A 2,700-nucleotide genomic window follows, 5' to 3' on the forward strand; every position below is an offset into this window, starting at 1 on the left:
AAAATACAATCGTCACAGCCTGCAATAATGTCGCCAACATCCTTACCTATGAGTATACTAGCAGTCTCTTTACCATGAATGGCTAATTTAGCGTATGACAATTCAATGGCATCATTTAATGCTCCTTGCATCCCCTGTAACGCAGCATTTTTTGCATCCGTGCCAATATTTATAAACTTCGGTATTGCTGTTGCTGACAAGATCCCTAAAACAATAATTACAATCACCAATTCAATGAGGGTAAACCCTTTATTTTTGTGCATTTTGGATCCTAAAAAAGCCAGTATTCATAACTGGCTTTATTTGTGATTAATTAGACTTAAGCATGAGTTGGATAGTCAATATAACCAGCGCCATCACCGCCAAATAGAGTGGCTCCGTCAAGATCTGCTAGTTCGTAATTGTGCTTTAAACGTTCAACTAAATCTGGATTTGATACGAACGGACGACCGAAAGCGACTAAATCCGCGTAACCTTTAGTTAATATTTCTTCGGCACGTTCTTGCGTGTAACTTCCCGCGACAATGATGGTATTAGTGAAAAGATTTCGTAGTTCAATGCGGAAGCTTTCAGGTATTACAGGTGCATCATCCCAATCCGCTTCTGATAAATGCATGTAAGCGATGTCACGTGCTTGTAGTTCTTCTGATGCTTCAAGGATTGTAGGTACAATCTCTGGGCAGTTCATGTCTTTAAATGTGATAAAGGGTGCAAGACGTACGCCCACTTTATCCGCGCCAATTGCTGCAATCACAGCATCGACAACTTCAAGAAGAAAACGGATGCGATTACTATTTGTGCCGCCATATTTGTCTGTACGTTTGTTCGAGTTTGTTCGAAGGAATTGATCGATAAGATAACCATTACCACCGTGGATCTCGACCCCATCAAACCCCGCTTCTACGGCACGCTTGGCAGAATTAGCGAAGTCTTTAATTACGCGATTTATGTCTGCTTGAGTCATCTCGCGAGGTTGAATACAATCAACCATTGTGCCATTGCCTTGGTCGTCAGAAATCCAAACTTTAGTTTCAATTGGAGCTAGTGCTGACGGTGCGATAGGTAACTCACCATTTTGAAATGTTGGATGAGAAACGCGGCCGACATGCCATAATTGACAGAACATGGCAGCGCCTTGCACGTGCACAGCGTGAGTGATCGGTTGCCAGCCTTTAACATGTTCATCGGTATATACACCTGGTGTGAATGAATAACCTTGTGAATCATCGGAAATTTGCGTGGCTTCAGAAATGATTAATCCGGCGTTAGCACGTTGTTTGTAATAAGTAGCCATTAGTTCATTAGGTATATTACCTGGTTGGCTAGTACGCGCTCGGGTCATTGGTGCCATTACTACGCGATTTTTTAAGTCTAATTGTTTTAGTGTGGTGTTCTGGAATAATTTACTCATGATATTTACCTTATTTTAGCCGTTTAATGTGGATTTATTTGCTTTCATGATGAACAGTAAGCCAATCACTGGAACTATGATTGCCGCGTAAGGGATCATGCTAGCGCCCATACTGCTATCAAGTACGATACCGCCAAGGATGCCGCCGAATGCGTTGGCCAAGTTGAATGCTGAGATATTTGCCGTGGCAGCTAATTCTTGACCTTCGCCGCCGTGATTCATGACTCGAAGTTGCATTGCTGGTACATTGGCAAATGATGCTATGCCAAAGATAAATGCGGCGATGACAAAAAGTATTTTGTTATCAATAACCAGACCGACTAATACCAATGAAAGGATCATGGCAATAGCCCAAAATAGCGATGCTTTGTTGAGGTTTTTGTCTGCAGAGCGACTACCAATGGTGTTACCTATGATGAGACCAAGGCCGACAATCACTAAAATCCAAGTAACTGCATCTTCACCATAACCAGTGATATGCATTGCGATAGGCGCAATATATCCGTATAGCGTCATGAAACCTGACCATGCAAAAGCGGTGATTGCTAAACTCATTAATAACATTGGATTTTTGAACGCCATAAGCTGAGCTTTAATATTTTTAGCTTCGCCGTGACCAGTTGATTTGATCGACATGAGAATGAAAATCATGGCAACAGCACCGAATGCGGCAACCGTTAGAAACGTGGTGTGCCAGCCAAACTGTAAGCTGATCCAAGTACCTGCTGGTACACCGAGTACATTGGCCAGTGTCAGACCTGCGAACATTTGGCCAACGGCGCGACCAGCCATTTTTTCTGATACTAGGTTTGTCGCGACAACAGCGCCAATACCATAGAATGGACCTTGAACCAGACCAGCGATAACACGGCTTACTAATAATGACTCGTAGGTTGGTGCAAAAGCTGAAAGTATATTGCCGAGAATAAACAGTATCATTAAACCCGTCAGTACTGCTTTTTTATTAAAACGCGCTAAATATATCGTTAAGATCGGACCGCCAATCACAATGGCTAGCGCATAAGCACTGATTAAATAACCAGCCTGACCTTCTGTAATGGACAGTGACACGGCTATTTGCGGTAGAATACCGGCTATAACAAATTCTGCGGTGCCAATCGCAAATGCGGCGAGTGTTAATATCCAAACTTGGAAAGGCATTTTTTCTTTTTCAATCATCATGGTTATCTCTGTTTATAATATGCTGGCTATTATATTCATTCGATTTATTTTGATAATTGAGTAAAATACGAAATCATTATTCGGATAAACCGAACAATAGGAGAGGG

At 42.1% G+C, this 2,700-nt stretch carries 3 protein-coding genes; all 3 read right to left on the bottom strand.

The features are described from left to right. A partial coding sequence (locus tag QNK26_RS02150; RefSeq protein ID WP_319220618.1) for a type II secretion system protein occupies positions 1-263 on the bottom strand: 263 nt, incomplete at its 3' end. Between the two features lie 56 nt (positions 264-319). Then, entirely contained in the window at positions 320-1,411 is a 1,092-nt protein-coding gene (locus QNK26_RS02155) for an alkene reductase (RefSeq protein ID WP_319220619.1), read from the bottom strand. A 15-nt stretch (positions 1,412-1,426) separates the two neighbouring features. Then, the gene (locus QNK26_RS02160) at positions 1,427-2,593 is read right to left on the bottom strand and encodes an MFS transporter (RefSeq protein WP_319220620.1); all 1,167 of its coding nucleotides are present in this window, start codon (positions 2,591-2,593) and stop codon (positions 1,427-1,429) included. Positions 2,594-2,700: the final 107 nt, after the last annotated feature.

The sequence above is a fragment of the Moritella sp. genome (assembly GCF_033791185.1).
Classification (GTDB): Bacteria; Pseudomonadota; Gammaproteobacteria; order Enterobacterales; family Moritellaceae; genus Moritella.